This is a genomic window from Corynebacterium sp. HMSC05C01, assembly GCF_001807155.1.
Classification (GTDB): Bacteria; Actinomycetota; Actinomycetes; order Mycobacteriales; family Mycobacteriaceae; genus Corynebacterium; species Corynebacterium coyleae.
This window is the reverse complement of record NZ_KV787940.1, coordinates 81,109-107,824: the sequence shown is the minus strand read 5'-3', so window position 1 is coordinate 107,824 and position 26,716 is coordinate 81,109. Positions and strand designations below refer to the sequence as shown.

Here is a 26,716-nt window from a genome sequence, read left to right as displayed (position 1 = left end):
GGTCTCCCCGGTGTGTGCGTTTCCTGGCTGCCGTCACGGAGCTGACGTGTGCGAGTTACACCACGTGGAGGCCTGGCGGCATGGCGGGGAGACCAACATTGGCAACCTGGCGCCGTTGTGTCGCTATCACAATCGGGTGAATGATGATGACCCGTGGCGCAAGAAACGCGGCCGGATCGTCATGGTGCGGGGTGCCCCAGTATGGATCTCACCCCGCGGGTATCCGGTGAAAAACACCAACCGCGGGGCAATGGACCAACTATTTGGCGAGGCGTTCCCGACGTAGTTGGGCAACATCCTCGAGATCAAGCGGAGCCAACTCCGCAAGCGGCACGTCCAGCGCGCGTGCAATGAGCAAATCCGCCAACTGCGGGTTTCGCGCGAGCGCCGGACCGTGCATGTAAGTAGCGATCACGCTGCCCTGCACCACGCCATCCACCTTCGCGCCAGTGGTCGCAGCGGTGCCCGCAGCACCGGCACTAGCGCCATCACCGGCACCGTTGCCGACGCCGCGCGTCACCACGCCCAGCGCCTGCGCCTCGGGGCCGAGCACGGTGGCGCCCATGTGGTTCTCAAAGCCGGTCAGCGTCTCGGTCAGCTCGGCGGTGATGCCGGCCTGCGTCGGCTCGGACAGGAGTTCGCCCGTCGCGCGGGTATCCAACGGCGACGTGGTGATGTCCAGAAGCCCCACGCCCTCAACCTCCTCGCCATGCGCACGGAACGTGTGACCCAACACCTGCAAACCGGCGCACACCGCGAAGACCGGACGCCCATCCGCGGCAGCCGCCTGCAGCCCCGGCGAGGCGCTCAAACGGGCAGCGGCGATCAACTGGGCGGCGTCCTCGCCACCGCCGAGGGTGTAGATGTCGCAGGTGGCGGGGATGTCGTCGTGAAGTAAGAAGCGCTCGATGTGCGCATCGAAACCACGCAGGCGCGCACGCTCACGCAACACCAACGCATTGCCGTCATCGCCGTACGTGCCCAACACGTCGGGCAACACAAGACCAATGGTGAGTTTAGGCACGGTAATCCTCCTGCTTCGACAGCGCGCGGCGCAGATTCAGCAACGCCGTGTAGTTGGCCAACACCTCCACGCGACCCGGAGGGCAGGCACGAATCGCCTCCACAGGGTCGGGGATGCGCTCGTGGTCAATGCCGCCGTACGTCAGGCGCACCGCAAGGTCAGTGGCGCGCTCGCCGGCGGCGACGACGTGGGTGTCGCCGAAGTCCTCGAACTTCACGTCCCACAGCCACGAGACGTCCTCGCCGTCGCCTTGCTTGGCATTGACAGCGATGACGACACCGTCGGCGTCACGGTCCACCATCGACAGCGCCTCCTGCCATCCGGCCGGGTTCTTGGCCAAAAGCAGGTGGATGTCGTGTTCGCCGAGGTGGACGGTGGTGTAGCGACCGGCGACGTTGTCCACTTCGCTGGCGGCGCGCACCGCGTCGTCGAGCGGCACCCCGAAGGCTTCGACGGCGCACGCGATGGCTTGGGCGGCGTTGCCCCGGTTCGCGCGCCCGGGCAGTTTCAGGTCGAGTACCGCCGCGCCTTGAGGGGTTTGCAGGGCGTTGTCGGTGACGGTGTACTGCGGGGTGGGGCGGCGGAATTCGCGGCCGTCGGGGAGTGGTTCGACGGCGTACCAGTCCATATCGTCGTTGTTCGCGAGGGACGAGCGAACAACGTGCCCGCCGGAGCGTGGGTTGGTCACGGAGTCACCCAGCCAGCCGGCGCCCGCGGCGACCCAGATGACGTTGGGGTGGTCGTAGGCGATCGAGGAGATGAGCACATCATCGCAATTAGCGACGACCACCGCATCCGGATGCGCCATCACCGCCCCACGTAGCGCGCGTTCGATGGAGTTGATCTCGCCGACGCGGTCTAATTGGTCGCGCGTGAGGTTCAGCAGGACGAACGCTTTCGGCTGCAGACGCTCGGCAACTTTGGGGACGTGCAGTTCGTCGCACTCGAGCACGATGGCCTCCGCGTCCTTGCCGGCGAGCAAAGCGGAGATGATGCCGGCGTCCATGTTGTCGCCGCCGTCATTGGTGGCCACGGTGTGTTTCGTGCGGACGGCGCCGGCGAGCATGCGGGTGGTGGTGGATTTGCCGTTGGTGCCGGTGACCAGCACGGTGGGGCGGCCGCCGCCGAGGGTGGCCATGATGTTCGGGTCGATCGCGCCTGCGACGAGGCCGCCGATCATGCCGCCGGCGCCGCGTCCGGTGGCGCGGGAGGCTGCGGTGGCGAGGTTGGCTGCGGTCGTCGCTAGGCGTGCCCGGGCTCGGGAGATGGGTCCTTGCATGCGCACAAGGCTACTCTGCGGGGGTCATGTCTCCTAGTAGGCGGGCGAATTCGTCGCCGGAGACGACGGGGATGTTTTTGCGGTCGGCGTGCATGGCTTTGCCGCGCAGTTCGGCGCCGTGGAGTTTGGCGTCGGAGACGGTGACGGAGGTTTCGCGGGTGAGTTTTTCGCGGTAGGTCAGGCCGGCGCGCATGGCGGCGTCGATGAGGTCGTCGGGGTTGCGGGTGATGTCGTCGGAGATGACGAATTCCATGCCGGGTTTGAGACCGTCTTCGTCGAGCGGGCCGGGGTTGGCGGTGAGTGCGGGGGCTTTTTCGGCGTCGACGCGGACGGCGCTGCGTTGGAGGCCGAATTTGTCGCCAGTGAGGTCGGCGGGGTTGTAGGTGGCGGGGTTGTCGGCCATGTGGAGGTACATGGCGACGAGTTTGAGGGTTTGTTCGCGGGAGAATTCGGCTTCGGGGATTTGCGCGCGCTCAAGCGATGCGGTTGCGGGTGGGGATGCGACGCCAATCATGTTGGCGACTGCGTTGATGCGGGTGTCTGCGGGGATGTGGCCATTGCGTTGCGACGACGCCAGCACGTCCACAATCATCTCCGGCCGCGGCACGTGTCCGACGCGTTGGCGTCGTTTGTTGCCTCGGCCGCGGCGTGAGCGGTTGGCGCGGGCGGCGGCGTTCATGGCGCGTTTCGCCTCGGAGACGATGAAGCCCCAGGTGGTGGGGGCGTCGTGGACGATGAGGGTGCGGTTGTCGAGAAGTTTGTCCAGCGTGCGCAGGTGTCGGGAGAAGCGTGGTGCTTGGGCGAAGTCGTGTGGGGTGAGCCCGTGGGTGTGGGCGGGGCCGGGGTCGGTGCCGGGGTTGATCACGGCGTGGAAGTCTTCGCCGATGCGACCGGAGGCGTCGAAGGTGACTGCGTCGATGGTGAGCAGGCGTGCGGTGGATGGGTGGATGCCGGTTGCCTGCACGAATACTGCGACGAAGGGGTAGTCACTCATTGTTCAGAGGGTACTACGGCTCGGTGACCTCATACAGCGGGCGGTCGAGCGGGGCGTTGGATCGGACTTTGAAGCCGCCGATGGAGTATTCGTATGGGCGCGGGTCGGGCGCCGGTGCTGGCGCGGGGGCAGGTGCGGGTGCTGGTGCCTGCTCTTGTACCGGTGCCGGCGCTGGCGCTGGCGCGGGGGCAGGCGCGGGCGCGGGTGCTTGGACGGGCGCGGGCACGGGGGCAGGTGCGGGCACTGGCAGTTGTTGCTGTGGGGTGGGTACGCGTACGGCGGGGACGCTTGGCGCGGCGGGCGATTCGGACGGCTCCGGCGACTCCGACGGCTCGGGCGTCTCCGACGCCTCCGACGGTTCGGACGTCTCGGGCGTCTCCGACTCAGACGATTCCGACGATTCCGACGTGGTCGTGTTGGTGACGGTTTCGGGGAAGGGGGAGACGGAGCTTTGGTCTTCGCGCCAGGATGCGCTGATCATAGCGGTGCCGACGACGGTGACGGCGACGGCGATGACGGCGGCGCCTGCGGCGACGAGTCGGCCGGCGATGCTGTTGCGGCCTGCGGTGTCGGGTTCGGTGTGCTCTTCGGTGTCGGCGGCGAGGGCTGCGGCTTCGGCGTCGACGGTGGCGAAGAATCCGGTGTCGTTCTCGCGTGGCAGGGCGGGCAAGAATGGCAGGGGTGAGATGTTGAGGTCGCCGGTGTGGGGTGCGGCGTCGATGGTCAGCGTGTGGCCGTCGGTGGTGCCGCGGGCGACGATGGTGAGGTCGCGCGCGGTGAGGTCGGCGATTGTGTCGGCAAGTTCCGGGGCCTCTAGCTTTGCGACGACCCGCCCATCGACCGACACGTCCCCACCCGGAGCGATCACTGCGAGGACTTGGGCGGGGTGCTGGTCGGTCTCGTACGGGCCGACCGCGTACGTCTGGCCGCTGGGGAGGAGGACCCAGGGGGCGCGGGGTGGTTCGTTGGTGGGGATGGACAGGCTTGGGACGGCGAGGTCGAGGACGATGTCGTTGCCGTCGATACGCGCGCGCACTTGGGGTGCGAAGCCGTGGCGGGCGATGTGGTCGAGGTCGGCGCGGCGCCCGGCGCTCAACACGCCAACTACGGCGTCACCGCGCAGTACCTCGAACCCGCCTCGGTCGAGGGGGTTGAGGGTGGCGGTGAAGGGGGTGGCGGTGGGGTCGTCGATACGCGGTTGCTCGATGGGGACGTCAAATCCCCCACCGGGTACCGCGTACGTTCGCATCCGTCCTCCTCACCGCCTGCAAAGGTGTGCCCAAGTATAGACCTCTTGGGCAGGGCGGCCTAGTTCTTGACGTAGGACCGGTTCACAGCCGACACGATCGCTTCAAGCGAGGCACGTGTGGTGGAGCCGGCAATGCCTACGCCCCAGGCGGAGGTGCCGTCGACGTCGGCGTAGATGTAGCAGGCTGCGTCGGCGTCGTCGCCTGCGGTGCGGGCGCGCTGCGAGTAGTCCTGCACTTCGAAGTCGATGCCGATCTGCTCGAGTGCGTTGGCGAACGCCGCGATGGGGCCGTTGCCGGAGCCTTGCACTTCTCGACGAGCCCCCTCGTACGACACCACCGCCGACACGCGCGTGTCTTCGCCTTCTTCTTCGGCGGCGTCGATGCGGTAGGACGCCAGGTCCAGCGGGGTGTCCAGGTCGAGGTAGGTGGTGGCGAAGATGTCCCACATGTTCTTGGAGTTGACTTCGCCGCCTTCGGAGTCGGTGATGTTTTGCACCACGGCGGAGAATTCGGGCTGCATGGCCTTGGGCATGTTGATGCCGTGGTCGGTCTTCATGATGTAGGCAACGCCGCCCTTGCCGGATTGGGAGTTGACGCGGATGACGGCTTCGTAGGTGCGGCCGACGTCTTTGGGGTCGATTGGCAGGTAGGGCACTTCCCAGGTGGTGTCGCGCAGTTCGTCCCAGGTGACGTCTTCGCTGGTGGCGTCGGGGCGTACGGTTTGGGCGAGCGCGTCGAGGCCTTTGTTAATGGCGTCTTGGTGGGAGCCGGAGAATGCGGTGAAGACGAGGTCGCCGCCGTATGGGTGGCGTTCGGGTACGCGCAGTTGGTTGCAGTATTCGACGACGTCGCGGATGCGGGAGATGTCGGAGAAGTCGATTTGGGGGTCGACGCCTTGGGTGAGCATGTTCAGGCCGAGGGTGATCAGGTCGACGTTGCCGGTGCGTTCGCCGTTGCCGAACAGGCAGCCTTCGATGCGGTCGCCGCCGGCGAGGTAGCCGAGTTCGGCTGCGGCGACGCCGGTGCCGCGGTCGTTGTGGGGGTGCAGTGACAAGATCACGGCCTCGCGGTTGGCCAGGTTGCGGTGCATCCATTCGATGGAGTCGGCGTAGACGTTGGGGGTGATCATTTCCACGGTGGCGGGCAGGTTGATGATCATCGGGTTGTCTGGCGTGGCACCCATCTTTGCGACGACCGCGTCACAGACCTCCTTTGCAAACTCCAGCTCGGTGCCGGTGAAGGATTCGGGGGAGTATTCCCAGCGCCAGTTGGTGTCGGGGTAGTCGGCGGAGATGGTTTTGATCAGTTCGGCGGCGTCGGTGGCCAGGGCCTTGATCTGCTCGCGGTCCTTGCGGAATACCACGCGGCGTTGCAGTTTGGAGGTGGAGTTGTAGAAGTGGACGATGACGTTCTTCGCACCTGCGCAGGCTTCGAACGTGCGGCGGATCAGGTGCTCGCGGGCTTGGACGAGGACCTGGATGGTGACGTCGTCGGGGATCATGTCCTTTTCGATGATCTCGCGCACGAAATCAAAGTCCGTCTGCGATGCGGAGGGGAAGCCGACCTCGATCTCCTTGAAGCCCATTTCCACCAGCAGGTTGAACATGCGGCGCTTGCGTTCGGGGCTCATTGGGTCGATCAGGGCTTGGTTGCCGTCGCGCAGGTCAACGGCGCACCACTGTGGCGCGTGGGTGATTTTCTTGTCGGGCCAGGTGCGGTCCGGCAGGGTGATGTCTTCTACTTCTTGGGCGAACGTCAGGTAGCGCTCGACTGGCATTTGGGAGCCGCGCTGTTTGTTCCAGGCGGGTTGGCCTTCGTTGCGTGGGCCGGAGGGGGTTTGGATTTCGCGGGGTGCAAAGAAGTCGGACATTGTTTGGTTCCTTCATTGTCGGGGGTGGGGGTGTCCACGGCCGGCAATGAGAAACTCCGCGACGGGGTGCCGGCCGTGTTAGTGGGCCTGATTCCCGCCGCGGCGTAGAAGGAGAAGCGTCCGTTGCGACATGCGTCACACCCTACATCACTTTATGGAAACGCGTGTGAGGAACGCCGCCGAGATGAGCATCACGCTTATCGACGACCCCACCAGCACGTACCCAAGCACCGACTGGTGCCTGAAGCTTTCGCCCAACAACGTCAGGCTGAGGGAGAACGCGAGCAGGGGTTCGACGATCTTGGAGGCTGGCAGGGAGGTGGCCAGGTTGCCGGCGGCGAAGGCGTATTGCTGCACGATGGTGCCGGCGGTCGCCGCGACCAGCATGGCCCACAGTTGCCAGGAGGCGAGCAGTCCAGAGACGCCGCCGTGGACGAACGCGTCCACCGCCACCTTGGAGAACACGGCCTGGAAGCCGAACATGGCGCCGCAGATGATGCCGTCGATGAGTGCGCGGGTGTTGGGGCGTCGTCGAGAAGCAATGGCCAATGCGAGTATGGAGACCACCGCACCGACCCCCACCACGGTGGCCCACTCCCAGGTCGCGGGCTCGCGCTCGCCGGGGATGGGGCGGCCGAACACGATCACGCCAGCCACACTCGCGGTAAGAATGACCGCCCAAAAGGCTTCTGCCTGGTGCATCCGGCGATGCTCCGCGCGTGCCGAAAACACCAACGTCAACATAAGGGAGAGCGCCAGGATCGGCTGCACCACAAGCAGCGTGCCAAACGCCAACGCCGCGGCTTGAAAACCGTAGGCCAAAAACGCAAGCCCCATCGACGCCCACCAGGCTGGCCGGCGCATGGACTTCACCACCGAACTGCCGTCACGCATGATCCGGTGTCGCCACACGGTGCCCGCCGCCATCGTCGCCGCCGAAAGCAGCGCGAACACAACGGCGAGAAAAATACTATGCACGGTGAATGATATTAGCGAGAGACGCCAACCAACGCTTTTGGGACGCTATTCTTGACCGTTGGAATGCACGAAGGATCCGTGGGAGGCTGAGATGGCACTGATAGTCCAGAAATACGGAGGATCTTCGTTAGAAAGCGCCGAGCGCATCAACGCGGTCGCCCGGCGCATTGTGGAGACACGCCGAGCTGGCAACGATGTGGTGGTGGTCTGCTCGGCAATGGGTGACACCACCGACGAACTGCTCGACCTGGCAGAACAGGTCAACCCGAACCCGCCGGCACGCGAAATGGACATGCTGCTCACCGCAGGCGAGCGCATCTCCAACTCGCTGGTTGCCATGGCGGTCGACGCGCTGGGGGAGAAGGTGCAGTCCTTTACCGGCTCCCAGGCCGGCGTGATCACCACGGAGCGCCACGGCAACGCCCGCATCATCGAGGTCACGCCCGGGCGTGTGAAGGAAGCTATCGACGAGGGCAACATCGCCATCGTCGCCGGCTTCCAGGGCGTGAACCGTGAAACGAAGGACGTCACCACGCTTGGCCGCGGCGGCTCCGACACCACCGCCGTCGCGCTCGCCGCCGCATTGAACGCCGACGAGTGCGAGATCTACTCGGACGTCGACGGCGTCTACACCGCGGACCCGCGCATCGTGGCCGACGCCCGCAAACTGGACAAGCTCTGCTTCGAGGAGATGCTCGAGCTGGCCGCCAGCGGTTCCAAAATTCTTGTACTGCGCAGCGTCGAGTACGCGCGTGCCTTTAACGTGCCCCTGCGGGTGCGCTCGTCTTACAGCAACGACACCGGCACCCTGGTCGCCGGAGCATTGGAGGATATCCCCATGGAAGAAGCAGTTCTCACCGGTGTGGCCACCGACGACTCGGAAGGCAAGATCACCATCCTGGGCATCACCGACGAGGTGGGCGAGGCCGCCAAGGTGTTCCGTGCGCTCGCGGACGCTGAGGTGAACATCGACATGGTGATCCAGAACATCTCCAACATCGAGGACAACAAGACGGACATCACCTTCACCCTGCCGAAGGCCAACGGCGCCGCCACCATGGAACTGCTGCGCGCCATGCAGGTCAACGAGGGTTGGGACGACATTACGTACGACGACGAGATCGGCAAGGTATCGCTCGTTGGCGCCGGCATGAAGTCTCACCCGGGTGTGACCGCTGATTTCTGCGACGCGCTGCGCGACGCGGGCATCAACATCGAGATGATCACCACCTCCGAGATCCGCATCACCGCCGTGGTGCGCAAGGCCGACGTGGCCGAGGCGGCGCGTGCGATCCACTCGAAGTTTGACCTCGGCGGCGACGAGCCGGCCGTGGTGTACGCAGGCACTGGACGTTAAGGAGTTTTGCAAATGACCACGCTTGCTGTTGTTGGCGCGACTGGCCAGGTTGGCCGCGTGATGCGCGACATCCTCACCGAACGTAACTTCCCGGCGGATAAGGTGCGCTTCTTCGCGTCGCCGCGCTCTGCCGGCAAGACGATTGAGTTCCGCGGCGAGGACATCGTCGTCGAGGACCTCACACAGGTCACGGAGGAGTCCGTCGCGGACGTCGACATTGCCTTGTTTTCCGCCGGTGGTTCCACGTCGCGCGAGTGGGCGCCCGTGTTCGCCGCAGCTGGTGCGACCGTGGTGGATAACTCCTCGGCGTGGCGCAAAGACACCGACGTCCCGCTCGTCGTCTCTGAGGTCAACCCGGAGACGGTGAAGAACCTGGCCAAGGGCATCATCGCTAACCCGAACTGCACCACCATGGCCGCGATGCCAGTGCTCAAGCCGCTTCACGACGAAGCCGGGCTGCGCACCCTTCGCGTCTCCTCCTACCAGGCCGTTTCCGGCTCGGGCCTCGCCGGTGTGGATACGTTGGCCAACCAGGTCGCCGAGTTGGGCGACCCGCACGTGCTGGTGCGTGACGGTGTGACCGACAAGAACAGCGATTTCGGCCCGTACGTCGCCCCGATTGCGTTCAACGCGCTGCCGATGGCGGGCTCGATTGTCGACGACGGCACCTTCGAAACCGACGAAGAACAAAAACTGCGCAACGAGTCCCGCCGCATCCTGGACATCCCGGACCTGAAGGTCGCGGGCACCTGCGTGCGCATCCCGGTGTTCACGGGGCACACGATGGTGGTGCACGCGGAGTTTGAGAAGGAGATCACCCCGGAGCGCGCCGCCGAGGTGCTCGGAAACGCGCCGGGCGTGCGCGTCGTCGAGGTCCCGACCCCGCGTGAGGCCACGGGTATCGACGACTCCCTTGTCGGCCGCATCCGCCAGGATCAGACCATCGACGGCAACCGTGGCCTTGTGTTTGTGGTCTCGGGCGACAACCTGCGCAAGGGAGCCGCCCTGAACACGATCCAGATCGCCGAACTGCTGGTCTAGCCGCTAGAGGCGGCGCTCCTCTTCCTCACGCTCAGCGGCTTCGGCTGCCTCCTCGGCGGCGATCATGTCGTCGACGGTGCTGTCGTTCCACGGCTCGTCCGGGTTGGCCTTGTACTCCTCGGCCGACACGGGCTCCGTGTAGGAGATGTAGACCAGGTCGGAGGGGCTTTCGCGGTCTTCTTCGTCGTAGTCGATCTCGTCGTCGTCGAGAAGCTCTTGCGCAACTTCCTCCTCGAGTGCCTCGACGAGTTCCTCCTCATCCACGTTGGACTTGGACGTGATGTACTCGAGTTCGCGTTCCTCGTTCTTGGTAAAGCGCTCGCTCGGGTCCATCTTCTTGCGCGTCAGTTCGAGTGCGCGGCGGCGACGGTCGCCTTCCTTGCGCAGTTTCGGGATGCCGCGAAGCCACGCCAGGGTCATCACGGTGATCAGCAGGATGCCCAGGTAACCCAGGATCGGGTAGACGGTGGACACCAGCGACTGGAAGCCCACAAACGACAGCGCGAAGCCGATCAGGCAGGCGGCGACGAAGATGAGGCGGAATCGTTCTTCGCGGCCGCGGGCGAGGCGCTTGCCCAGGGCGTAGAACATGCTCAGCGAGGTGGCGAAGATCATGCCGAAGATGACTAGGGCCATGATGGTGCCCATGGTCGGGTTGAGGTCGGTGATCAGGGTCAGAAGCGGCATGTCGTCGCCTTCGACGGTCTCGATCTTCACCAGCAGCGACAGCGCCAGCAGGATCAGCATGACCAGGTAGCCCACGCCGCCCAGCAGGCCGCCGAGGCCGGCTGCGCGAGTATCCAGTTGGTTACCGCCGATGACGATGGCCATGGACGTCACGCAGATGATGTTCAGGCCCGTGTAGTTCAGGGCGGCGACCCACCAATTCGGCAGTGACGTCTCCACGTTGGATGCGGCGATGTTGAGGGCGTCCCAGTCGGGGTGGCCGTTGACCAGGGTCCAGCCACAGCCGACGATGACGAAGATGAGCAGGAACGGGGTCAGCGCACCGATAGCGCCGGTGACCTTGTCCACGTCCAGCATGCCGAAGCCAAGCGTCATCAGCAGCATGAGCACCGCGCCGATCCACACGGGCAGGCCGAACTGTTGGTTGAGGTTGGCGCCGGCACCGGCGAACATGACAAAGCCGATGGAGAACAGCGTCACAATGGTGGCGATGTCCAAGATCCAGCCCATGACTTTCGACGAAATCATGCCCAGCACTTCCATATGCTCCTTGGCTTGGAAGAACGAGCCGAGCTGGAGGATGGTTACGCCTGCGATCAGCATGAGGGCGGAGGAGAGGATCGCTCCCCACAGGCCCTGGGTGCCGAAGGCGGAAAAGTACAGCATGGCCTCCTGGCCGGACGCGAAGCCTGCGCCGACCACGGTGCCGATGAACGCGGCAGAGATAAGTAAGGCTTTTTTCAGCATGTAGATAATTTACTCGGTGCCAGCGATGATGTCGCGACGGGCCCGCGCAACCCGGGATCGGATGGTGCCCACGCGCACCCCTGCGATCTTCGCGGCTTCCTCGTAGGTATAGCCCAGGACCTGCGTTAATACGAGTGCTTCGCGGCGTTCGGCGGGGAGTTCGTCGAGAAGCGAGCGCGCGTCGATGACGTCACCCCACGTGTTGGGGTTGTCGGGGCTGGGGTCGGAGGCGGCGACGGTTTCGTATTCGGCGGCGGACTTGCGGGGGCGTGCCATGTCGTGGCGGACGGAGTCGACCCAGGCGCGCCGCGCGAGCGAGAGCAGCCACGTGCGGGCGGATGAGCGTGCCTGGAAGCGCGGCAGGGAGCCGAGGACGCGCAGGTAGGTCTCTTGGGTGAGGTCGTCGGCGTGTTGGGGGCCGGCGAGGTGGGCGAGCAGGCGCCATACGTCGTCTTGGGTGAGGCGGATGAATTCGGTGAGCGCGGCTTTGTCACCGCGGCCGGCGCGTAGCGCCAGTTCGGTGATGTAGCCTTCGTCGTTCCTGCTCACAACCTGTAGAGATTACAGTTTGTCGGACACCGTCACGCCGTAGAGGGAGCGGCCCATGATGAAGGAGGCGACGGAGCCGACGATCCAGACGCCGAGGATGGCCAGGATGGCGCGGATGAAGTCGTTGAGGTCGAAGCCGGTGGTGGACCAGGAGTAGATGAGTTTCGCGATGACCAGGATCGGAAACGCAATGACTACCAGGGGGCCGAGCAGGTTGACGCGGGTCAGCGCGTCGGGGGCGCGCAGTTGCAGGATGGTGGCTGCGATGACGCAGATGGTGGCCAGGATGACCAGGGCTGCGACGACGATTTCGGGGATGGTCATTAGCGGCGTCCTCTCGAGATGATGCGGGCCATGGAGATCGTTGGGACTACGCCGCAGACGATGCCGGCGAGGATCGGGATCTCGTAGGCGATGGACGAGGTGTTCCACAGGGTCCAGACGAGGAAGATGGCGATCATGCCGTAGAAGACCATGTCGGCCATGACGGCGCGAGATAGTTCGTCTTTGGTCAGGATGACTGCTGCAAGGGAGATGAGCAGGCAGATGGCCATGATGATGAGGCAGGCCTGCATGATGGTGACAAACATTTAGTTCATCCTTTCTGCGGGCGGGACGGTGTCGTCGTCAGGCGTGGGGCCCTGGTCGACGTAGGGCTCCCAGGTGACGGTTTTCGGGTCGATGGGGCTATTGCGTAGCGACGGCCGCACGTGCTCCTCCATATCCGCCAACCCCGCGATGATGTCTTCCGGGTCGGAGCCGAACGCGGCTTGCACCAGCAGAGTAATCGGCCCGCCGGGCTCGGTGGGGTGGCGCAGGCCCATGGAGAGGGTGCCTGGGGTGGCGGTGATGGAGGTGGTGAACCAGAACGCTTCCCAGTCGGTGCGCAGGCGCATGGGGTAGTAGATGACGATCGGTTCGATCTTGGCCGCTGGGTTGAATGCCTTGAGGACGGCGTCGAGGCCGGCGGCGAAGATTTCTTTGATGATCCAGCAGGTGTAGCCCGCGGCGTGGATGATGCCTCGCATTAGTTATCGCCTCCGATGGAGTCGTCGCCAAGTACGGCGCTGGTGTAGGCGTCGACGTTGAGCAGGTCGTCGACTGCGGTGGTGGTGATCTCCCACATTTGGCCGGCGAAGATGAACATGCCGAGCGAGAGGACCATGAGGACCGCGGACGGCAGCATGAAGCTCACGCGCACGTTGAGCGCTTCGGGGTAGTGCTGCATGGGTCGGCCCCAGAACACGCGTTGCCACAGGCGCATCATGGACAGCAGCGCGCCGAAGGAGGCGACGATGATGGCGGTGATGGCTACCCAGGAGCGCCAGTCGCCGGGTGTTGCGGCGGCGAGCACGATGGTGACTTTGCCGAAGATGCCGGAAAATGGCGGGAAACCGACGATGGAGAATGCGCCGGCGACGAAGACCGCAGAGGTCCATGGGTCGCGCCGGGCGATGCCGGAGAGTTTTGCCATGGTGCCGGTGCCGTAGGTTTCTTCGATCGCGCCGGAGTTGAGCACCAGGGCGGCGATGGTGACCATGTGGTGCAGGGTGTAGAGCAGGCCGGCGGCCAGGGCGTAGCGGGCGTCGTCGTTAGTGAATGCCAGCATGATGAGGATGAATGGCATGCCGTTGACCATCTGGTAGGCGAGCACGCGGCGCATGGTGGATTCCGCCAGGCCTGCGTAGCCGCCGATGATCATGGAGATGACCATGACCACGATCAGCAGCGTGTTCCAGCGTGGGTCCATGTCGAACATGATCACCCAGATGCGGAAGAGCATGTAGACGGCGACCTTGGTGTGCAGGCCGGAGAACAGGCCCATCACGGCGGCCGACGTCGATGGGTAGGTGCGCGGCAGCCAGGTGTAGACGGGGAACACGCCCGCCTTGGCAGCAATCGCGATGACGACGATGCCGGTGGCCACCGTGGCCGGCCCGTTGCCTGCGGCCACGCCCTGCAGGGAGGCGAGGTTGACCGCGCCAGTCACGGCGTAGAGGTAGCCCACGCCGAGCAAGAGCATTGTCGACGCCGCTAGGTTGACCAGCACGAACATACGCGCCGACAGCAGGCGGTGGCGGGTGCCCGACATGGCGATCAGGCCGTAGGAGGGCAGGAGGCAGACCTCGATCATGACGAAGAAGTTGAACAGGTCGGCTGTGAGCAGCGCGCCGGAAACACCGGTGACGAGCACGAGTGACAGCGGGGTGTAGAACCGCGCCTGGGTTTCGCCGACGTTGATGGCGAACCAGTTGGACATGAGCGCAACCAGCATGGTGGTCACGATCATCACCGCGGAGAACGCGTCCGCGGCAAACGAGATGCCCACCCCGCCCTGGTACAGGCCGATGACGTGGGAGATCGTGCCGTGCTCGGCGGTGTAGGTGTAGAGCCACACACCCATCGCCAAGTTGATGGCCGGGATGAGCAGGGCGAGGGTGTCGTTGAGTTTCTTCCAGGGGCTCAACGCCGTGACCGCGGAGACGATCAGCGGCAGCGCCACGAAGACGGGGAGGATTGCGTCGACTGCCATTAGTCTTTCACCTTCAGATCGTCGTTAGTGACTTCGCGGATCTCGCGTGCACGGATCTCTTCCAGCTTCTTGGGGTTGAGTCGCGCGTTGCGGCCGGCGGTGGACAGTGCCGAGGGGCTGAGCCGCATCTTGGAGTAGCCGGCGTCGGTGCCGGTGGGCTGCTCGGCGGTGTCGTCGTTACGCCCGAGCGAGGCGAGCATGAGCAGGATCGTCGTGGTGGCCATCGCGATGACGATGGCGGTGAGCACGAACGCCTGGGGTAGGGGGTCGCCCATGTCCTCGAACGGCACGCGCGACGGGAAGGCCTCGCCGCGCCACGCGCCGACACCGGCGGCGAGCAGGGTGAGGTTCGTGGCGTGGCCGAACAAGGACATGCCGAAGACGATGCGCACCATACCGCGCTGCAGCACCAGGTAGACCGATCCCGCGACGAGGACCGCGATGGTAAGTGCCATGACCATGGGTTAGGGCTCCTTCGTGATAACCGGTTGCGGGTCGTGCGCCGGGTTGATCGGTTCGGGGTGGGCGTCCACCGGGTTTTCCGGCGGCAGCGGCTCGGGGATGCTCGGCAGCGGGTTTTCGGCCTCGTCGCGCGAGTAGTCCAAATCCGACAGGTCGGCGCCGGGGCGCAGGTAGCCGCCGAGTGCGTTGATGGCGGCGGTGACCATGCCGAGCACGGCGAGGTAGATGCCGAAGTCGAAGATGAGCGAGGTGGTCATGTGTTCGCCGGCGATCTCGCCGTGGATGGCGTACATGAAGCCGCCTTCGATGAATCCGAGGAAGCCGGAGGAGATCGCGATGATGATGCCCCAGCCGGTCAGGCGGATTGGGGTGAAGTTCTTCACCACGTCGGCGTCCGAGCCGCGGGAGAGGTAGTTGATGGCGAATGCGGTTGCCATGACCAGTGCTGCGACGAAGCCGCCGCCTGGTGCGGTGTGGCCGCGGAAGAAGATCAGCACGGACAGTACGACCAGCACCGGGGCGACAAGCGCGGCGGCCTTGCGCAGCGGGATGGAGTTGAGCTGCGATTGGCCGAACGGGCGCGGGCGTGTGCCGGCCTCGAACACGTGGCGTGGCATGGAGGCAACCACGGCGGCGATGACCACGGCGGCCATGCCGAGCACGGAGAGTTCGCCGAGGGTATCGAAGCCACGGAATTCCACGATGATCACGGCGACGATGTTGTCGGCGCCGGTGACCTCGCCGCCTTCGGTGAGGTACCACTCGGCGAGTTCGGAGCGGCCGCGGCGGCCGGTCAGCCCGTAGACGCCGAAGAAGGCAACCACGCCGGCGAGCAGTGCGAAGACAGCAGCAAGTGCTTTACGACGAGGCTTTGTCTCCGGGAACATGCGCGGCTGGTAGCGCAGCACAACCAGGATGACCACGACGGTGAGTGCCTCGACGAGGAACTGGGTCAGGGCCACGTCGGGCGCGCCGAGCATGAACATCTGCAGGGTCATGCCCACGCCCACGGTGCCCAGCAGTACGGCGGAGGCCAAGCGGGAGCGGGTGAACACCATGCCAAGGACCGACATGGCGATGATGGCGAATGGGATGAGGTCCCACCACACGTCGAGGCCTTCGGCGCGGTCGGCTGGGGTCACACCGTCGATGCCGTCGGTGAGGCCGATGACGCACAGGCCCATGGCGGTGACGGAGGCCAGCAGTGGGAAGAGGTGGCGCGACGGGTTGAAGCCGTCGGCAAGCTTGCCCAGTTGCTCGCCGAAGTCGGATAGGCCGCGGGTGAGACGGAAGAGAATGTCGGGGCCGTCGGCAGGCAGGAGTTGCTTGTTGCGCAGTGCCGCGAAGACGGGTTTGCGGAAAGCAATTGCGAAGATCACGCCGGCGACCAGGACGATCAGGGAGACGATGAACGGCGGGGTCAGGCCGTGCCAGATGGCGAGGTGGGTGGTGAAGGTGTCGTCGCCAGTAATTGCGCGCACACCTGCGGAGACGGGGTTGTCCACCCAGAACAGCATGAACGGCAGGACCGCGGACGTCAGGCCTGGCAGTGCGGCTGGCAGCCAGAGGGCGACGGGGGCTTCGTGGACGTGCGACATGTCCTTCGGTCCGTCCACGAACGCGCCGAAGACGATCTTCAGCGAGTACAGGAATGTTAGGAACGCGGCGAAGCCGGCGATGATGAGCAGGGCCATGCCGTAGGGCGCCTCGTGGAAGGCATCCAGGATGGATTCCTTGGACACGAAGCCGAACAGCGGCGGCACCGCGGCCATGGAGGCGGCCGCGACCACGGTGGAGGCGAACGTGAACGGCATCTTGTCGTAGAGCTTGCCCAGGCGGCGCATGTCGCGGGTGCCGGTCTCGTGGTCGACCACGCCGATGAGCATGAACAGCGAGGACTTAAACAGTGCGTGCGCCAACGTGTGGGTCAGCGCGGCGGCCAGGCCGATGGGGGAGCCGACGCCGATGGCGGCGACGATCCAGCCCAGGTGCGACACGGTGGAGTAGGCGGTGAGGTGCTTCAGGTCCGTCTTGGTGATGGCGAAGCACGCCGACATGATTGCCGTGAACAGGCCGACGATGACCAGCAGGTAGTTCCAGGCGGCGACGTCCGAGAACACAGTGGAGAAGCGCAGCAGCAAGTACACGCCGGCCTTGACCACGGCGGCGGCGTGCAGGAACGCGGACACCGGCGTGGCGGCAGCCATGGCTTCGGGCAGCCAGAAGTGGAACGGGAACTGCGCGGCCTTGGTAAACGCGGAGAACGCGATGAGCAGGGCGACGACGACGGTGACGCTGTTGTCGCCCCACACGTCGGCGGCCAAAATATCCGCCAGGCGCGTCGTGCCGGCCTGGATGGAGGCGACCGCAAGGCCCGCCAGCAGCGTCAGGCCGCCGAAGAACGTGAGGATCAGCGTGCGGTACGAGCCGGCCTCACCAGACGAGCCGGATCGGGCGATCAGCATGAACGACGCGATGGAGACTAACTCCCAGGCGATGAAGAGCAGCACGGCGTCGTCGGCAAGCACAAGCAACAGCACGGACAGCGTGAAGGCCGTCATGATGGTGTAGAAACTCGTGTTGCCCTGCCTTTCGGGCAGGTAGGCGGCGGAGTAGACGAACACCACACCGCCGATGACCAGCGCAAGTAGTGCGAAGAAGATGCCTAAGCCGTCGGCGCGTAGCGCGAACTCGATCGCGGAGCCGGTACCCATCACATCGCGCGCCCACACAAACGACCATGTCAGGTCGTTGCCCTGGGAAACGGAGGTGAAGTTGGTGCCCAGCACACCTGCGGCAGCGAACAGCAGTGCTGCGAGCGGGTACCCGGCTTTCCTGTCCATGACTCGCACCAGCAGCGGTGAAAGCACCACCGTTGCTGCAACGAGCCCGATGACGAGGGGGAGAGTCATGGTGAACCCTTTTCAAAGGTTTGTAAGGGATTGGCAATGAACGTTAAAGACAGTATCAAGCTGCACGAGCGAGCGGTGCGCCTCCCGCAGAACGCATGTGACTGGTGATAAGAACAGTTGCATGAAATCGGACAACGCGTTGCGGTTGGTGTGTGCTCTGTTGGCGCTGGTGGTAGGCGTGTTTATGCCATTATCTCCGGCGTCCACGTGGGCGAACGCCGCGCGCGATGCGGAGGTGTCCGGCGCCCCGCAGGTTGGTGCGGACAACCTTGGGGACGCACGCCGTGCTGCCGGTGAAGCGGGCCAGCAGGCGAAGGTGCTCAAGGAAGGCGCCAGCAAGTTGGCAGAAGGTGTTGGTGAGGCGCAGGGCCAGACCCAGCAGCTTCTCGACGCCCTCGCCGCCGCCCAGACCGGCTCCCAGCAGTTGTCCGACGGCATGGTGCAACTCCAGGCAGGCACCGGACAGTTGGGGGCGGGCGCGACCCAGTTGGCGGATTCCATCGGTGAGGTAGTCAACCAGGTCACCGGTTTTGAGGCTGTGCGCGGCCAGGTGGTCGGCGCGATTGACCGCTCGCTCGCTGAACTCAAGGACGCAAAGGATCCGGATGCGGTCCAGGCCCGCGAATCGCTCAAGGGGCTACGCGAGCAAGCACAGACCGCGCAGTTGCCGCCGGATGTGGTGGCGAAGATGAACCAACTGCGCGACGGTTCCCGCGACCTTGCCAACCAACTCGCCGTCCCGGGCTACGGGTACCACGACGGTATATATACAGCCACCAACGGTGCTGCCGAGTTGGCCGCGGGCCTGCGCGAGTTGCAGGGACAGACCTCTCAAGCCACCGGTGGTATCGACGAGTTGGTCGCCGGCGTGCAAAAGATCGACCAGATGGCCGGCATGAACGCCGACAAGGTTTCCGCGGTGCGTGCAGCGCTTCCGGTGCCCGCGGCCGCGCCGGGTAGCCCGGGTGCGGAGCAGACCCGTTCGACGCTTGCGCCGATTGCCGCGATGTTGCTCGCGGCCATGGCGGTGCTGGGCGGTACGGCACTCGCAGCAGCATTTTGCCTATCGACGCGCACCCGCCGGTGGATCATCCTCCCCGGCGCAATCGTTATCGCAGCGGCCGGCACCATCCTGGCTGGCGTCCTCGGCGAGGGGCTCGGCGCACAGGAATATGCAGTGGTCGCCGCTGGACTGTTGGCTGGCGCACTCGCCTCAACGGGGCTAGCCGCAGTGTTGATGCGTTTGTGTGGTCTGGCTGTCGGGTTGGGGGCCGCGGCAGTGGTGGCGCTGGCACAGACCGGCCTCGTCGGTTGGGTGTGGCGCACCGCCACTACAGCACAGGTGGATGCAGTGTGGGCGGCACTTTCGCAGGCAGCGCCTATGCACTGGGCGTCGACTGCGGTCTCCGCGGCCGGCAATGGCGGAGACTACCGTGGTGTGGTCGCCGCACTGCTGCTGTCCGCGTTGCTCGCCGCAGCGGGACTGGCGGGGGTATGGCGCAGGAGCGCCGAGTAAACCGCCACCTAGACATGCGTCCGGTACGCCTCTAAAATGTGATGTCATCTATTGCTTAGCTGTTCCAGCTAGGCAAAGGTCACAACTTGAATACCTGATAACGAGGTTGCTTCCGCAGCCCACGTTCAGTGGATAATAAGAGGAGTACCACATGGCCGAATCATCTCGGCGTCTACGCAAGTCAACGTCCACGGGCATCGCAGCCTCGTCCGTAATCGCGCTCGCGCTTGGCGGCCTGAGTGTCGTCGCCCCTGGCCCGCTTGCGCCGGAGGCTGCGGCCGCCACACTCTCCGGCGGCATCCGTGACAAGTCCGGCGCGGTGGAGAAGGACGCCCAGAAGGCCTCCGACCTGCCCGCCGGTTCGTGTGTTGTTCAGGCAGACAACTCTCAGCAGGGCAGCCAGGCTGGTTTCAGCTGGTATACCTCTGAACCGTCTGCGAGCAGCCCCGACAAGAAAGCCTGGGGCTTGAGCGTCTCCTTTGATAACTCGAAGGACCGCACGTTCGCCGATTGGGGTTTTACCAATAATGGCAGGATGGGCACGTACCTCGATGCAGCTCAAATTTCCGCTATGAATGCCGGTCAGACCCTTGTTGACAAGGTGGTTACGCACAAGGCCGACGAAATCCTCGGTATTACTGCTTCTGGGCCACAACGACCCCTGAATCTCAATGCGAAGCTGACCGATGCGAAAGTCAAGCAGTTCGCTGAGGCCACTACCGCTAACCCAGTACGTTATGCCTGGCAGGGAAACTATACGAAGGAAAATCCTGATGGGCCAAGGGCCACCCACGGGGCCAACCAAAGCTTCCGCGCCGTAGTGAACCCGTGGCCGAGTGAGAACATCGAATGTAACCCGATCACGGTGTCGTGGGAGAACCGGGAGAAGTTGGTCATTAGGCCGGGCGAGGAGCTCAAGGTCGGCAAGATCAATGTTCCGGCTGTGCAGAACGGCGGCACCGATGACTCCATGTCCCGCATGGTCGTGGAGGCCTACGACGCCCAGGGTAACTTCATCGGTACAAGCGATACCGATGCTTCCGGCGCTGATACGCCGAGCGTACGTATTGATGAGACTACCGGCGAGATCTTCTACACCATGCCGAAGTACAAGGGCACGAAACTGAGCGATCAGCAGGGCATGCGCTTTAGTGTGCTGGCCAAGCCTCGTTCTGTGGAACAGCTCCAAGTAGCCGTTGAGAACAACAACGGTGGCGAAGGTCAGGCCTTCGACAGCTCCAACTCGCTGCCGCGCTATAACAAGCCGAACGTAATCGCCAACCACCAGTGGAGCTTCGACGACACCCAGTTCCACGACCCGAAGTATGACCCCGATCAGCAGGCAATTATTTCCGGCGTGGAAGACAATAAGCCCACCAAGGAACGCCAGGTGGTCACGTTCAAGGAAGCCGGGGACAAGATTGCGGACCTGGTGAAGAAGCGTGAGGACGGCGGCGTTGATGCCGAGGTCAAGCTGGACAAGAAGAACGTCTATTCGGGTTGGGATGTCAAGATGGATCCCAATACCTATGAAGTCACCGTCACCGCGCCAAAGGACCCGCGGCCAGGGACCTTCGCGCAGCCGCGCGTCATTGTGACCTACTCCAACGGTTCCCGTGACATCATTCCGCTACTTGTTGTTGTGGACCCCAATAACACCCAGGTCACTACGCTGGTTAGCCCTGGGACCACCACGGGTGTTCCGGGCCAACCCATCGACGCGCAGCTGACTTGGGATCCTGTCTTTGAAGACCGCGACCCCGTCCAGCCGACGAAGTATGAAGTCGATCCGAGCACTGTGCCGGAGGGCTGGACTGTCAAGGTGGGTGACGACGGCACGGTCACCGCGACCGCACCGTTAGACGCTCCGAACTTCTCCACGATCTCCCCAGAGATTAAGGGCATCTACCCGGATGGCACCAGCGACACTGTCAAGCTGACCTTCCAGGTGATCAACAATGTGAAGGTGCCGGACTACACCGCGGTCTCCGGTAAAAATAATGAGGAAGTGTCGCTCCAGCCGGTCATGCCCCCGGTGGGGCAGGGGGGCAAGGACACGGACGAAGAGCCGAACCGCTACACGTTCGAGGACGGCTCCACCGAGTACACGACTGGGGATTGGACGCTCCAGATCGACCCGGACACCGGTGTACTGTCCACCACCATCCCGCCTAATGTTTTCCCTGGCGCACAGCTGACCGTGCCGGTGAAGGTGCATTATGCCACCGGCGCAAACCCGCAGATCACTACCGGCACCATCAGCGTGATCGGTGACAAGTCGGGTGAGGATACCGCGCACTACCAGCCGAAGCTGACCAAGGCAGGGGAGTCGGTGAGCACCGAGTTCCAGAGCCTCCTGACCGATCCGAAGTTGGCTACGTTCAAGCTGCCGCCGAAGAATCAGTGGCCGAAGGACTGGGAGTTCACTATTGACGAAAGCGGTACCATCACCGCGACCCCAGGCCCAAGCGTTCCGAATGGTCAGTCCGTCTCCATCCCGGTACATGTCACCTATCCGGATGGCTCTACGGCTGAGGTGCCGGCAGACTTCACGGTGGTTGGGACCCACGCGCGTGCCAACCAGCCGTCGTACCCAACGGTGATGGGAAAGACCGGAACAACGGTGACAAGCCAGGTTGACCGCAAGAACCTCAGCGACGCCTCGGAGCCGCGCTTCTCCCTGGTCACTGACCCGAATGACCCGGACTACATTGCGCCGCCGCGTAACCTCACCTGGGACCAGGTGAAGATTGACCCGGTTACGGGCGAGATCAAGACGCCAATTGCTGCTCGCGTGTTGCCGGGCTCGTCCGCGGACATTCCCGTGCGTGTGACGTACAAGGATGGTTCGACGGACTTCACGATCGCCACTGTGGTGGCTCAGGGCGAGCACCGTCAGATTTATGAGCCGAAGTACGAGCAGAAGACCACCAAGCCGGGCGAGGGTGTTGCCTCCTCCATCACGGAGGACACGAAGGTCCCTGATCGCGACCTGGCTACGGACGTGTCGAAGCGCTACAGCGTGCCTGACACTGTTGATGGTTGGGCAGTCAAGGTTGATGAAACCGGCGTTGTCACCGCAACGCCGCCGAAGACGGCCAAGGCGGGCGACGGCATTCAGGTGCCTGTGACCGTGACCTACCTCGACGGTTCCCAGGACATTATCTTGGCGCCGTTCAAAGTGAGGGAGTCGCAGAAGGACGTCTATGAGCCGTCCTACTCCGTGCAGGATGCGGGCCCAGGCGAAGAGCTGAAGCGAAACATCAACCTGAACAACATTCCGGATGGTTCGACCTTCTCCTTCGGTATGCAGGGCGATGAGCCGGTCACTGAGACTACTGTCGACGGCTGGACGTACAAGATCGATCCCGCCACCGGCGAAGTTTCAGTGACCCCGCCTGCAAACGCCAAGCCTGGCGACAAGCACAGGTACAACGTCTCCGTCACCTACCCTGATGGTTCGATTGATGAGGTCCCCGTGGCCACCGTGGTGAAGATGACCAACAATTGGGAGGCCAATCCGACCTTCCCGACTGAGACGGTCAGCCCAGGCGGCACGGTTACCTCGCCATTGAGCGTGGACAAGCCGCAAGACGTCAACTATGCGGCTGTAGACCCGTTTGTCATTGACCCGGCGGGGCTCCCAGCGGGTAGCGAACCCACTGGTGAGAACAACGCTCACGGCAACCCGACCTACAAGATTGCAACCGCAAACGGTGACTGGATTGTCGGCTTGGACAAGCAGGGCAACGTCATCTCCACCGCGCCGTCAACTGCCAAGGCAGGCGACAAGATCAACGTCCCGGTCATCGTGACGTATGAGGACGGCTCCAAGGACACCACCACAGCAACGGTGAACGTGGAGGATGCGCCCACGCGCGAGGTGCCGTTCAAGGTCGAGTACAAGTACGACAACTCCATCCCTGCCGGCACCTACAAGGTTGAGACCACGGGTGTGCCTGGCGCGGAGAAGATGAACCAGGACGGTACCTGGGAGCGCACCGAGGAGCCGACGAACGAGGTCGTTGTCATCGGCACCAAGCCGGCTGAGAGCGCCAAGGACGTGACCTGGAAGTTCCCGATTCCGTACCCGACTGAGGTGCGCGAGAACCCGGACCTCAAGCCTGGCGAGATGAAGACCGTCCAGGAAGGCGAGAACGGCGAGAAGACCTACACCGCCAAGTTCACCTCCAAGGGCTCTGAGGCACAGGTTGCTGAGGAAGAGACCACCAAGGAACCGGTTACTCGCATCATCGAGGTTGGCCCGGGTATCCCTGATCAGGAACTGACCAGCAAGAAGACCCAGGAAGTTCCGTTCGAGATCGAGTACGTCTACGACGACACCCTCGAGTCCGGCCAGCAAGTTGTTGACGAAGAGGGCGTCCCGGGTGAGCAGACCATCACCTCCACCCAGAAGATCAAAGACGGCAAGCCGGACGGCGAGCCGAGCATCAACATCGAGCAGACCAAGGCCCCGAAGAAGGCCAAGATCCGCATCGGTACCAAGACCGCTGGTGAGACCAAGAAGACCGTCGAGTCTGAGGTTCCGTACGGTGTGAAGATCGAGTACGACCCGAACCTGCCTGCTGGCAAGTCCGAGGTTGTCACCGAAGGCAAGCCGGGTAAGAAGACCACCACGGTGACCCAGAAGGTCACCAACTCCCAGCCGGATGGCGAGGCCACCGTTGAGGAGAAGATCACCGAGCAGCCTGTCGATCAGGTGATCAAGGTCGGCACCAAGCCGTCCGAGACCTCTGAGAAGGTCGAGTGGAAGGCGCCAGTTCCGTTCGAGGTTGAAACCCGTCCGAACAAGGATCTGAAGCCGGGCGAGATCAAGATCGTCCAGAAGGGCGAGCCGGGCGAGAAGACCTACACGGCCAACTTCACCTCCAAGGGCGACGACTCTTCGGTCACCCCTACGGAGAAGCAGACCAAGGATCCGGTCAACGAGATCATCGAATACGGTCCGACCGCTCCTGACCAGACGCTGACGTCGAAGACGACCCGCGAGGTCAACTTCGAGACCGAGTTCATCGTGGACAACACGGTGCCGGTCGGCCAGACCAAGGTCGAGCAGGAAGGCGAGAAGGGCGAGGAACTGATCACCTCGACCCAGAAGATCAAGGACGGCAAGCCAGACGGCGAGCCGAGCATCACCGTCGAGCAGACCAAGGCGCCGAAGAAGAAGATTGTCCGTGTCGGTTCCATGACCGATGGCTCGTACGAGCTGGAAGAGAAGCTGCCGATTCCGTTCGACACCGTAATCGAGTACGACCCGGAGATCCCTGCCGGCGAGTACAAGGTCGTCACCGAGGGCAAGCCTGGTGAGAAGATCACCAAGATCACCCAGAAGATCGTGAACAGCAAGGTCGTCGAGGCAACGCGTGGCAGCGAAACCACCACCACCGAGCCGGTCACCAAGGTGATCAAGGTCGGCACCAAGCAGGCAACTGCTACCGACAAGGTGGAGTGGAAGGAGCCCATCCCGTACCCGACGGAGCTGCGCCCGAACTCGGAGCTCGCTCCGGGTGAGGTTCGGGTTGTTCAGGAAGGCAAGGACGGCGAAGCCACCTACACTGCAACCTTCACAGGTACCAGCGGTGAAGCCACCAAGACCGAGGTCACCGATCGCACCGAGCCGACTCCGCGAATCGTCGAGTTCGGCCCGGGCCTTGAGGACGACAGCGTGGTCTCTTCCACGACCCGTTCCGTTGAGTTCGGCACTGACGTCATCGAGGACCCGAACCTCGAAGAGGGCAAGCAGGTCATCGAGCAGGGCGAGTTCGGTGAAGAGGTCGTGACGTCGACGCAGAAGCTTGTCGACGGCAAGCCGTCCGGCGACCCAGTCGTCGAGACGAAGCGCACGAAGGAACCGAAGAATGCGGTCATCCGCATCGGCACCAAGAAGCCTGCGAATCCGACGCCGCCGACCGATGAGCCGGAGCAGCCGACTCCGCCGACCGACGAGCCGACCCCACCGGTCGAGCCGAAGGAAGTCGAGCTTCCGTACACTACGAAGATCATCTACGACGAGACGCTCGAGCCTGGTCAGGAAATCGTGGACCAGGAAGGTGCGAACGGCAAGGTCGAGGTGACCGTCGAGAATGGTCAGCCTTCGGTGAAGGTCGTGAAGGAGCCAGTCGAGAAGATCATCCGTGTTGGCACCAAGCCGCCGGCTGGTCAGGAGTGGAAGGAACGGATCCCGTTTGAGGTGAAGGTCAAGCTTGACCCCACCATCCCGGCGGGTGAGCACAAGGTTGAACAGGAAGGTAAGCCCGGCCTGGTTCAGCACAACTCTGACGGCACCGAAGAGACGCTCGTTGAGAAGCAGGATCACGTCATCCTCATCGGCACCAAGCCGGCCGACCCGACTGACCCGGAGAACCCGGATCAGCCGACGCCGGAAGGTGAGCTCGATATCAACGTCCGCTACACCACCAGGATCGTTTACGACCCGAACCTGAAGCCAGGCGAGGAAGTCGAAGACGTTGCTGGTAAGGACGGCCGCTACACCATCAAGGTTGTCGACGGCAAGCCTGTCGCCGAGATGGTGGAGAAGCCAGTCGAGCGCGTAGTCCGCGTTGGCACCAAGCCGCCGGCGGGCACCAGCTGGACTGAGGAGATCGCCTACGACTACGAGGTCATCGAGGACTCCGAACTTGAAGCTGGCAAGCACGAGGTTGTGCAGCCGGGTAAGCCTGGCGAGCGCATCCACCGTGAAGACGGCAGCTTCGTCGAGGTTCCTGCGCAGAAGTTGATCATCAAGGTTGGCACGAAGAAGCCGGCTGATCCGAGCGAGCCGACTGAGCCGAGCAAGCCGACCGATCCGTCGACGCCTGCCGATCCGAAGGACCCGCAAGGCTCTTCCGATAAGGCGAAGCGCTGCGTGGCCAACGCGTTTGCGAAGAACAGCCCGATCCTGTGGCTGCTGCCGATCGGCGTCCTCGCTGGCATTGGCTACGGCGTGAACGAGGCGTTTGGTCCGCAAATCCAGAAGGCATCCGCGGAGCTCAACGCTCGCTTCCAGGAGTCCATGCCGAAGCACGATTGGGGCCACGGTAACCGCGGCCGCCAGTGGGAGCAGCCTGAGTGGGCTCGTGAACTGCAGATGAAGGCAGACGCCATCAACCGCCAGTTCGCAGGCTACGGCGAGCAGCTCCAGCCGCTGGGCATTGCGCTCGGTGTCATCGCCGCAGCCAGCCTCACCGGTGTGCTGATTGCACAGGCCTGCCGCGAGGAAGGCTTCAACAACGGCATGACGGTGCTGGGCTCCTCGGAGCGTGTGACGTCCTCGGGCGAGACGGGCTCGTCGTCAAGCAAGGGCTCATCGGAGAACGCAGGTTCGTCGGAGAACGCAGGCTCCTCCAGTAAGTAGTCTGAACGCGTAAGCGAAGGGCGGTACCCGGTTGGGTGCCGCCCTTTTCGCATCTGCCGTCACCTAAAATTCACCTGAGTGTTCCTTATTAGAAATTTGCTGTGTTTAGGGTGCGTATCGGTTCAAAAACCGTTTCATATTC

At 63.8% G+C, this 26,716-nt stretch carries 19 protein-coding genes; 5 read left to right on the top strand and 14 right to left on the bottom strand.

Annotated features, from left to right (window positions below):
* Nucleotides 1-286 (top strand): HNH endonuclease signature motif containing protein (locus HMPREF3145_RS11415; RefSeq protein WP_141740782.1); only part of this gene is annotated, 286 nt, incomplete at its 5' end.
* Here HMPREF3145_RS11415 and HMPREF3145_RS01950 read toward each other — a convergent pair.
* From HMPREF3145_RS01950 to HMPREF3145_RS01925, 6 genes are all read right to left on the bottom strand, one after another.
* Nucleotides 260-1,024, bottom strand: a complete 765-nt coding sequence (locus tag HMPREF3145_RS01950) for a type 1 glutamine amidotransferase (RefSeq protein ID WP_070421579.1) — start codon at nucleotides 1,022-1,024, stop codon at nucleotides 260-262. The two genes, HMPREF3145_RS11415 and HMPREF3145_RS01950, sit on opposite strands and share 27 nt — an antisense overlap.
* On the bottom strand, nucleotides 1,017-2,303 hold the full coding sequence (locus HMPREF3145_RS01945; RefSeq protein ID WP_070421578.1) for a Mur ligase family protein: 1,287 nt from the start codon (nucleotides 2,301-2,303) through the stop codon (nucleotides 1,017-1,019). The genes HMPREF3145_RS01950 and HMPREF3145_RS01945 overlap by 8 nt, the downstream gene beginning before the upstream one ends.
* A 10-nt stretch (nucleotides 2,304-2,313) precedes the next feature.
* The gene (locus HMPREF3145_RS01940) at nucleotides 2,314-3,297 is read right to left on the bottom strand and encodes an exonuclease domain-containing protein (RefSeq protein WP_070421577.1); all 984 of its coding nucleotides are present in this window, start codon (nucleotides 3,295-3,297) and stop codon (nucleotides 2,314-2,316) included.
* A 13-nt stretch (nucleotides 3,298-3,310) separates the two neighbouring features.
* Nucleotides 3,311-4,546: a hypothetical protein gene (locus HMPREF3145_RS11615; RefSeq protein ID WP_070421576.1), complete on the bottom strand. Its 1,236-nt coding sequence runs from the start codon at nucleotides 4,544-4,546 to the stop codon at nucleotides 3,311-3,313.
* Nucleotides 4,547-4,605: 59 nt separating this feature from the next.
* The gene (gene leuA, locus HMPREF3145_RS01930) at nucleotides 4,606-6,417 is read right to left on the bottom strand and encodes a 2-isopropylmalate synthase (RefSeq protein ID WP_070421575.1); all 1,812 of its coding nucleotides are present in this window, start codon (nucleotides 6,415-6,417) and stop codon (nucleotides 4,606-4,608) included.
* 147 nt (nucleotides 6,418-6,564) lie between these two features.
* Nucleotides 6,565-7,395, bottom strand: a complete 831-nt coding sequence (locus HMPREF3145_RS01925; protein WP_070421574.1) for a DMT family transporter — start codon at nucleotides 7,393-7,395, stop codon at nucleotides 6,565-6,567.
* Nucleotides 7,396-7,486: 91 nt separating this feature from the next.
* Here HMPREF3145_RS01925 and HMPREF3145_RS01920 point away from each other — a divergent pair, with 91 nt between their 5' ends.
* Both HMPREF3145_RS01920 and HMPREF3145_RS01915 read left to right on the top strand, forming a co-directional pair.
* On the top strand, nucleotides 7,487-8,752 hold the full coding sequence (locus HMPREF3145_RS01920) for an aspartate kinase (protein WP_070421573.1): 1,266 nt from the start codon (nucleotides 7,487-7,489) through the stop codon (nucleotides 8,750-8,752).
* Nucleotides 8,753-8,764: 12 nt separating this feature from the next.
* Nucleotides 8,765-9,793: an aspartate-semialdehyde dehydrogenase gene (locus HMPREF3145_RS01915; RefSeq protein WP_070421572.1), complete on the top strand. Its 1,029-nt coding sequence runs from the start codon at nucleotides 8,765-8,767 to the stop codon at nucleotides 9,791-9,793.
* A 3-nt stretch (nucleotides 9,794-9,796) separates the two neighbouring features.
* On the opposite strand, the gene HMPREF3145_RS01910 is transcribed toward HMPREF3145_RS01915, so the two are convergent.
* The 8 genes from HMPREF3145_RS01910 to HMPREF3145_RS01875 are packed head-to-tail and all read right to left on the bottom strand — an operon-like array spanning nucleotide 9,797 to nucleotide 17,683.
* Nucleotides 9,797-11,227, bottom strand: a complete 1,431-nt coding sequence (locus tag HMPREF3145_RS01910; RefSeq protein WP_070421571.1) for a YkvI family membrane protein — start codon at nucleotides 11,225-11,227, stop codon at nucleotides 9,797-9,799.
* Nucleotides 11,228-11,236: 9 nt separating this feature from the next.
* Entirely contained in the window at nucleotides 11,237-11,776 is a 540-nt protein-coding gene (locus tag HMPREF3145_RS01905; protein WP_070421570.1) for an RNA polymerase sigma factor, read from the bottom strand.
* Nucleotides 11,777-11,788: 12 nt separating this feature from the next.
* Nucleotides 11,789-12,100 carry a Na+/H+ antiporter subunit G gene (locus tag HMPREF3145_RS01900; RefSeq protein ID WP_070421569.1) on the bottom strand — a complete coding sequence of 104 codons (312 nt, stop codon included), beginning with the start codon at nucleotides 12,098-12,100 and terminating at the stop codon, nucleotides 11,789-11,791.
* Nucleotides 12,100-12,366 carry a cation:proton antiporter gene (locus HMPREF3145_RS01895; RefSeq protein WP_070421568.1) on the bottom strand — a complete coding sequence of 89 codons (267 nt, stop codon included), beginning with the start codon at nucleotides 12,364-12,366 and terminating at the stop codon, nucleotides 12,100-12,102. The genes HMPREF3145_RS01900 and HMPREF3145_RS01895 overlap by 1 nt, the downstream gene beginning before the upstream one ends.
* Nucleotides 12,367-12,804: a monovalent cation/H+ antiporter subunit E gene (locus HMPREF3145_RS01890; protein ID WP_070421567.1), complete on the bottom strand. Its 438-nt coding sequence runs from the start codon at nucleotides 12,802-12,804 to the stop codon at nucleotides 12,367-12,369.
* The gene (locus HMPREF3145_RS01885; RefSeq protein ID WP_070421566.1) at nucleotides 12,804-14,309 is read right to left on the bottom strand and encodes a monovalent cation/H+ antiporter subunit D family protein; all 1,506 of its coding nucleotides are present in this window, start codon (nucleotides 14,307-14,309) and stop codon (nucleotides 12,804-12,806) included. Before HMPREF3145_RS01885 ends, HMPREF3145_RS01890 begins: the two co-directional genes overlap by 1 nt.
* The gene (locus HMPREF3145_RS01880) at nucleotides 14,309-14,770 is read right to left on the bottom strand and encodes a sodium:proton antiporter (RefSeq protein ID WP_070421565.1); all 462 of its coding nucleotides are present in this window, start codon (nucleotides 14,768-14,770) and stop codon (nucleotides 14,309-14,311) included. Before HMPREF3145_RS01880 ends, HMPREF3145_RS01885 begins: the two co-directional genes overlap by 1 nt.
* A gap of 3 nt (nucleotides 14,771-14,773) precedes the next feature.
* Entirely contained in the window at nucleotides 14,774-17,683 is a 2,910-nt protein-coding gene (locus HMPREF3145_RS01875) for a DUF4040 family protein (RefSeq protein WP_070421564.1), read from the bottom strand.
* 121 nt (nucleotides 17,684-17,804) lie between these two features.
* Here HMPREF3145_RS01875 and HMPREF3145_RS01870 point away from each other — a divergent pair, with 121 nt between their 5' ends.
* Nucleotides 17,805-19,199, top strand: coding sequence for a hypothetical protein (locus HMPREF3145_RS01870; protein ID WP_070421563.1), 1,395 nt, complete (start codon nucleotides 17,805-17,807; stop codon nucleotides 19,197-19,199).
* Nucleotides 19,200-19,350: 151 nt separating this feature from the next.
* A complete protein-coding gene (locus HMPREF3145_RS01865; protein WP_070421562.1) occupies nucleotides 19,351-26,574 on the top strand; it encodes a G5 domain-containing protein in 7,224 nt (2,407 codons plus the stop codon).
* Nucleotides 26,575-26,716: the final 142 nt, after the last annotated feature.

Excerpts from the sequence above, each read along its gene's own strand:
- HMPREF3145_RS01920 (WP_070421573.1), top strand. The coding sequence starts at position 7,487 with ATGGCACTGATAGTCCAGAAATACGGAGGATCTTCGTTAGAAAGCGCC.
- HMPREF3145_RS01880 (WP_070421565.1), bottom strand. The coding sequence starts at position 14,770 with ATGGTCATGGCACTTACCATCGCGGTCCTCGTCGCGGGATCGGTCTAC.
- HMPREF3145_RS01865 (WP_070421562.1), top strand. The coding sequence starts at position 19,351 with ATGGCCGAATCATCTCGGCGTCTACGCAAGTCAACGTCCACGGGCATC.
- HMPREF3145_RS01900 (WP_070421569.1), bottom strand. The coding sequence starts at position 12,100 with ATGACCATCCCCGAAATCGTCGTCGCAGCCCTGGTCATCCTGGCCACC.
- HMPREF3145_RS01910 (WP_070421571.1), bottom strand. The coding sequence starts at position 11,227 with ATGCTGAAAAAAGCCTTACTTATCTCTGCCGCGTTCATCGGCACCGTG.
- HMPREF3145_RS01895 (WP_070421568.1), bottom strand. The coding sequence starts at position 12,366 with ATGTTTGTCACCATCATGCAGGCCTGCCTCATCATCATGGCCATCTGC.
- HMPREF3145_RS01940 (WP_070421577.1), bottom strand. The coding sequence starts at position 3,297 with ATGAGTGACTACCCCTTCGTCGCAGTATTCGTGCAGGCAACCGGCATC.
- HMPREF3145_RS01875 (WP_070421564.1), bottom strand. The coding sequence starts at position 17,683 with ATGACTCTCCCCCTCGTCATCGGGCTCGTTGCAGCAACGGTGGTGCTT.
- HMPREF3145_RS01885 (WP_070421566.1), bottom strand. The coding sequence starts at position 14,309 with ATGGCAGTCGACGCAATCCTCCCCGTCTTCGTGGCGCTGCCGCTGATC.
- HMPREF3145_RS11615 (WP_070421576.1), bottom strand. The coding sequence starts at position 4,546 with ATGCGAACGTACGCGGTACCCGGTGGGGGATTTGACGTCCCCATCGAG.
- HMPREF3145_RS01945 (WP_070421578.1), bottom strand. The coding sequence starts at position 2,303 with ATGCAAGGACCCATCTCCCGAGCCCGGGCACGCCTAGCGACGACCGCA.
- HMPREF3145_RS01890 (WP_070421567.1), bottom strand. The coding sequence starts at position 12,804 with ATGCGAGGCATCATCCACGCCGCGGGCTACACCTGCTGGATCATCAAA.
- HMPREF3145_RS01870 (WP_070421563.1), top strand. The coding sequence starts at position 17,805 with ATGAAATCGGACAACGCGTTGCGGTTGGTGTGTGCTCTGTTGGCGCTG.
- leuA (WP_070421575.1), bottom strand. The coding sequence starts at position 6,417 with ATGTCCGACTTCTTTGCACCCCGCGAAATCCAAACCCCCTCCGGCCCA.
- HMPREF3145_RS01915 (WP_070421572.1), top strand. The coding sequence starts at position 8,765 with ATGACCACGCTTGCTGTTGTTGGCGCGACTGGCCAGGTTGGCCGCGTG.